5 protein-coding genes are annotated in these 5,178 nt (G+C 51.9%); all 5 read left to right on the top strand.

The genetic code is table 11. From position 1 onward, the window contains the following. The coding region (locus tag LBR61_02475) for an extracellular solute-binding protein (GenBank protein MDR1730938.1) at nucleotides 1-1,052 on the top strand (1,052 nt) is incomplete at its 5' end. A gap of 207 nt (nucleotides 1,053-1,259) precedes the next feature. After that, nucleotides 1,260-1,949 (top strand): HAD family phosphatase, encoded by a 690-nt coding sequence (locus LBR61_02470; GenBank protein MDR1730937.1) that lies wholly within the window; start codon nucleotides 1,260-1,262, stop codon nucleotides 1,947-1,949. A 349-nt stretch (nucleotides 1,950-2,298) separates the two neighbouring features. After that, nucleotides 2,299-2,787 (top strand): TRAP transporter small permease, encoded by a 489-nt coding sequence (locus LBR61_02465; protein MDR1730936.1) that lies wholly within the window; start codon nucleotides 2,299-2,301, stop codon nucleotides 2,785-2,787. 1 nt (nucleotide 2,788) lies between these two features. Continuing rightward, entirely contained in the window at nucleotides 2,789-4,066 is a 1,278-nt protein-coding gene (locus LBR61_02460; GenBank protein MDR1730935.1) for a TRAP transporter large permease, read from the top strand. A gap of 39 nt (nucleotides 4,067-4,105) precedes the next feature. Then, entirely contained in the window at nucleotides 4,106-5,089 is a 984-nt protein-coding gene (locus tag LBR61_02455; protein MDR1730934.1) for a TRAP transporter substrate-binding protein, read from the top strand. Nucleotides 5,090-5,178: the final 89 nt, after the last annotated feature.

Genomic DNA, 5,178 nt, shown 5'->3' with positions numbered 1-5,178 from the left:
GGATGAGAGCTTTGCATGGGAAAAAAGTGATAAGTCTGTGTATTCTGACGCTTACGGCGGTTCTGTTCGTCATGACGGGCCGCGCCGGGGCGGCGGACGGGAAAATCGGAGGCGAGCTGGTGATTTACACGACCACAGACGACGCCAACATTGCGCGGGTTATTCCGCCCTTCGAGGAAAAAACCGGCGTCAAAGTGAGCATCATTTCCGGCTCCGCCGGGGAGTGCCTGTCCCGAATTTCCGCGGAGAAGGAAAACCCCCAGGGGGACGTGATGTGGGGCGGGCTCACCCCCTCCGACTACAACAAATATCCGGATCTGTGGACGCCTTACGTCTCCAGCCACGACGGCGAGTACCCAAAGGAATATCGCTGCGCAAACGGCGTTTTCAACAACTTCATGATCCAGACCATCAATCTTCTGGTCAACACGGAGCTGGCGGAGGAACTGGGCGTGGAGATCAAAGGCTACGCCGACCTGCTCAACCCGGTCCTGAAGGGAAAGATCATTCACGCGGATCCCACCTCCAGCTCCTCCGCGTGGCGGCATCTGTCCACTCAGCTTCTGGTCATGGGCGGCTATGAGAGCAAGGCGTCCTGGGATTATCTGGAGGCCTTCATCCAGAACCTGAACGGCGTCACCACCACCAGTTCCTCCGCCGTATACCGTCAGGTAGCCGAGGGCGAGTACGTGGTGGGGCTGACTTACGAAAACGTCTGCATCGAGCTTCTTCAGTCCGGCGCCACGAACGTGAAGATCGTCTACATGTCGGAGGGGACCACGGCCTCGCCCTTCGCGTCGGCCATCGTCAAAAACGCCAAACACCTGGAGCAGGCCAAGGCCTTTATCGAGTGGCTGACCTCCGAGGAGTGCCAGAGGGGATACGCCGAAAGGTCCTCGTCCCGTCCGGCCAACGCGAACCTGAAGAGCACCAACCCGAATCTGGTGGATTACAGCGCCATCAAAGTCGTTCCGGAAGATCAGGATTACCTCGCGAAGCACAAGAGCGAAATTCAGCAGAAGTGGACGGAACTGTGGGCAAAATACAACTGAGGCCGGAATATCGATTCTGAAGTTTGGAGCCTTTGGCCCTTTTCCGCATAAATTTTTATGCTTCACTTATCAGCGTTAAGCGTCTTTTTTTAGGACACGGTTACATAATCTGCTATAATTTTTGAAGTTCCAGACGCGGGAGGCGTTCCTCAAAAGGGAACGTTCCCGCTTTTCGTTTTTCTTTAAGGTTTAAGGAGTGAAGGACCTGTGGCACAGACTGAGAAAAAAGCGCGCACAACGGAAGTCAAAGCCGTGCTCTTCGACATGGACGGCCTGATGTTCGACACGGAGGCTCTCAACCTGAAAGGGTGGGCCGTGGCGGGCAGGCTGCACGGATTCGAGATCACGGAGGAATACGCCCGAAAATACATCGGCATCCACATGGCAACCAGCAGAGAACTGATGACGGCGCATTTCGGAGAAGGGTTCAACTTTGACGCCATCCGCGGAGACCGGATCGCCTGGGTTTTCGACTATATCGAAAAAAACGGCACCCCCGTGAAAAAAGGGCTGAAAGAACTGCTGACCTTTTTGAGAGAAAAGGGGATCAAAACGGCCCTCGGTTCGTCCAGCACCCGAGACCTCGTGACCTTCTATCTGGAGCACGCCCGCCTGAACCACACCTTCGACGTCATCGTCTGCGGCGACGGAATGCGGGGAAAACCGGAACCGGACATCTACCTCGCGGCACTGGAGCAGCTGAAGGCCGGCCCGCAAGAATCCCTCGTTCTGGAAGACACCTGCACCGGCGTTCTCGCGGCGCACCGGGCGGGCATTCGCTCCATTCTGGTCCCCGACCTTCTGCCGCCGACGCCCGAAGCGGAGAAACTCGTTTTGCAGGTCGTCGAAAGCCTGCAGGATGTCATTTCAATTATTTCAACATCCAACGGATATTGACAGAAAATCAGAATCAATGAATCACTCAATTCAAAGGTTTAATGTGCATGGACCTTAAAATAAATTCCACACTGTTCATAAATATTGTGTATTCCCATCGATAACATTTCAATGAATCCTGCATTTTGGTCATATTCTCTGAAGAAAATCGGCCCATGAGACAGTGGACAGCCTGATTAAAAAATTATCATTTCAAAAATATAACAAATAAAACATATAATTTTACTATTATTTAAAGAATAAATTTGACGGAACGATTCCGACGAAATAAAATGAAAATGAATCAGTCCATAATTAGACATTGTTTATCTTTGAAAAAAATCCGGCTCAGGTTAGGGAGGTTATGAAAATGACCTTTATTTTCGACAGTATTGCAACAGTGGACAGATGGGTACTAAAAATAGAAAAACTGCTCCTTTGCCTGGCCATCCCCGTCATGATCCTGATGGGAGCGCTGCAAATCCTCAGTCGCTTCGTCATTCAGACGCCCATCCCCTGGTCGGAGGGTCTCCTGACTTTTCTTTTCGTGTGGACGAGTTTCGTGGGAGCTTCTTTGGCCCTCGCGGGGAGAACGCACTTCCAGGTAGACCTTTTCACTCTGTTTTTTCCTCCATACGTGCAGAAGATTTTGGACATTATCGTGGATATAACGGTGTTCGGTTTTTGCATCTTCCTTGTTCTGGAGGGTAATTTCCTGATGTGGAAAAACAGCAGACAGATCATCGGCCTGCTCCAGATCAGCATTTTCTGGGGATTTTTATGTCTTCCTTTTTCCGGTGGATGCATGCTGCTTCATACCCTGACCCATCTCATTCAAACGTTGCGGGGGAAAAACTGAAATGGCCTGGACGTTATTTCTGATATTTGTGCTCCTGCTGGTGATCAAGGTTCCCGTTTCGTTCTGCCTCGGCGTGGCCGGAGCTGTGGCCCTGCTGGTGGGCGGGCGCAATCCCGTTGTCGTAGCGCAGTATATGTATCGTTCAGTGGATACCTTTCACCTCGTCGCGATTCCTTTCTTCATTTTGGCCGGGGGTTTTATGGATTCCGGCGGAATTTCGAAGCGCCTCATCACCTTCGCCAGTTCCCTGGTCGGCCACATCCGGGGCGGTCTCGCCATGATCAGCGTCGTTGGAGCCATGTTTTTCGCCGGAGTTTCGGGCTCTACAGCCGCCGACACGGCCGCCATCGGAAGCATTCTCATTCCGGCAATGGAGAAAAAAAATTACGGCAAGGACTTTGCCACCAGCGTCATGGCCACCGCAGGCGCTATCGGCATCATCATTCCTCCCAGTATTCCCATGGTGGTTTTAGGCGTCACCGGAGGCATTTCCATCGGCGGATTGTTTCTGGGAGGAGTCATTCCCGGGATACTGGTGGGATTCGCTCTGATGTTCACCAGTTACATGTTCGCGATAAAACGTCGCCTGACTGCGGAACCCCGGGTTGGCTGGAGAGAGCGCTGGACCTATTTCAGGGAATCCATCCTGGCCCTGATGACCATGGTCATCATTATGGGCGGGATTCTGTCCGGCATTTTCACCGCTACGGAGGCTTCCGTCATCGCCGCAATTTACGCTTTCATCATAGGCTTTTTTGTTTATAAGGAACTCAAATTATCTCAAATTCCTGAAATTATCGTAAAATCTCTGATGACCACCGGAGTGGTCGTCTTTTGCGTCGCCTCGGCATCTTCCTTCGGCTGGATACTGACGGCGGAGGAAATCCCGGCAAAAATCGCCGAGGTTCTGCTGAGTACCACTTCCAGCACCTTTGGCATTCTGATGCTGATGAACGGACTGATGCTTTTCATGGGGACCTTCCTGGACGTTGCCCCCATCATCATTATTCTGGTTCCGATTTTGTATCCCGTGGCGTCTCGCCTTGGAGTATCCCCCATCCACTTTGGCGTCATGACCATTGTTAACATGGCCATCGGACAGTGCACTCCCCCGGTGGGAATTTCTCTCTTCGTTTCCATCGGCATTTCAAAGGCATCCCTGAAGGAAATCATCCATACCTACCTGATTTTTATCGGAGCGATGGTTCTCGTTCTCGCGCTCGTTACGGCTTTTCCCATACTGATTACCTGGCTTCCGGGCCTCATGGGCTATAAATAATCGGGATAATTCCCGAATCATAAGGGAGGTTGTGTTTTTATGAGGAAATTTTGTTTGGCGTTGTGCCTGACGGGCATTCTGGCGGGCGTTTTTTGCGGGGCCGCAATGGCGGAACCAAAGCTGTTCAAAGTGACCATGACGCTTCCTGAAGGACACCCCGCACACGACATGGGAAACCTTTTCGGCAAACTCCTGATGGAAAAGACCAATGGCGCGCTTACGGCGAAGTCTTTTGGAAGCGACCAGCTTGGCAACACAATCGCAAGCATCGAAGGCATTCAGATGGGAACCATTGAAGCGGGATTTCTGCCCTCCGGCCCCATTTCACAATTCCTTGACAGTTGGGAAGTTTTCAGTCTTCCTTATATTTTCAAAGATGAAAAACATATGTTCAGGGCCCTCGAAGGGGAATTCGGCAATACCATGATCAGACAGTTGAACGACATTGATATGGTGTTTCTGAGCTGGGCCAACTCGGGTTCGAGGAACGTCATCACCAACAAACGCGCGGTCAACACCCCGGCGGACCTGAATGGCCTCAAGATTCGGGTTATGGACAGCAAACTCATGGTCGACACGTTGAACGCCATGGGGGCAATCGCGACGCCGATGGCTCAGGCCGAAGTCTACAGCGCACTGCAGCAGGGCGTCATCGACGGGTGGGAAAACAATCCCACGACTCTTTACGCTCTGAAACTTTACGAGGTTTCAGATTATTATTCCTGGACCCAGCATTTCATCACTCCGGACCTGATGGTCATCAGCAAGCCCGTTTTCGACAGCCTGACGCCCGACCAGCAAAAGGCCGTCATGGAAGCGGGGGCGGAAGCGGGGGTCGCCTATCGCACCAAAATCTGGCCCAACTACCTGGCTTCCGTCATTAAAGAGCTCGAAAAACACAACGTAAAATTCAACGAAGTAACGGATTTCGAGGGGTTCGTCAAAGCCACGCAGAGCGTCCGGGACGCCTACATCGCGAAACACGGCGACTCGTATCTCAAAATGATCGAAGCCGCTAAGTGAACGCTGAAGGCGGGGGCACTTTTATGGAATATACACATGAATATTTAAAAAACACTCTTTATACAGCTATTCTTTGCGACGTGATGGAC

This window comes from Synergistaceae bacterium (assembly GCA_031272035.1).
GTDB lineage: Bacteria > Synergistota > Synergistia > Synergistales > Aminobacteriaceae > JAISSA01.
This window is presented reverse-complemented; position numbering and strand designations above follow the sequence as displayed.

Coding starts and splice junctions, on each gene's coding strand:
- LBR61_02460 (MDR1730935.1), top strand. CDS start 2,789: ATGGCCTGGACGTTATTTCTGATATTTGTGCTCCTGCTGGTGATCAAG.
- LBR61_02455 (MDR1730934.1), top strand. CDS start 4,106: ATGAGGAAATTTTGTTTGGCGTTGTGCCTGACGGGCATTCTGGCGGGC.
- LBR61_02465 (MDR1730936.1), top strand. CDS start 2,299: ATGACCTTTATTTTCGACAGTATTGCAACAGTGGACAGATGGGTACTA.